The sequence below is a fragment of the Haloferax profundi genome, from assembly GCF_001469865.1.
Lineage (GTDB): Archaea > Halobacteriota > Halobacteria > Halobacteriales > Haloferacaceae > Haloferax > Haloferax profundi.
In genome coordinates this window covers 1-272 of sequence record NZ_LOPV01000425.1, presented here as the reverse complement: position 1 = coordinate 272, position 272 = coordinate 1, and the positions used below count along the sequence as shown (strand labels likewise).

Here is a 272-nt window from a genome sequence, read left to right as displayed (position 1 = left end):
CGGCGTGTTTCGTCCCGATGTTCGTGTTCTTCCTCGTCGTGTGGGTAATCCCAATCATCTACGCACTGGGAATGAGTCTGTTTTCGGCCCCGGTTCGAAATCCCGAATTCGTCGGGCTCGGTAACTACACCGCGCTACTTGGGAGCGGAGAGTTCTGGGGATTCCTCTGGAACAGCATCGTCTATGCAGTCGCGACGACCGGCCTTAGTCTCGTCATCGGGCTCGGTCTTGCACTCGTGATCAATCAAAAAATCCGTGGTGGCGACGCGCTG

Annotated in this window: 1 pseudogene; it reads left to right on the top strand. The window is 56.6% G+C overall.

From position 1 onward, the window contains the following. Positions 1-272, top strand: a pseudogene (locus AUR66_RS14330) (sugar ABC transporter permease); the annotation flags it as partial.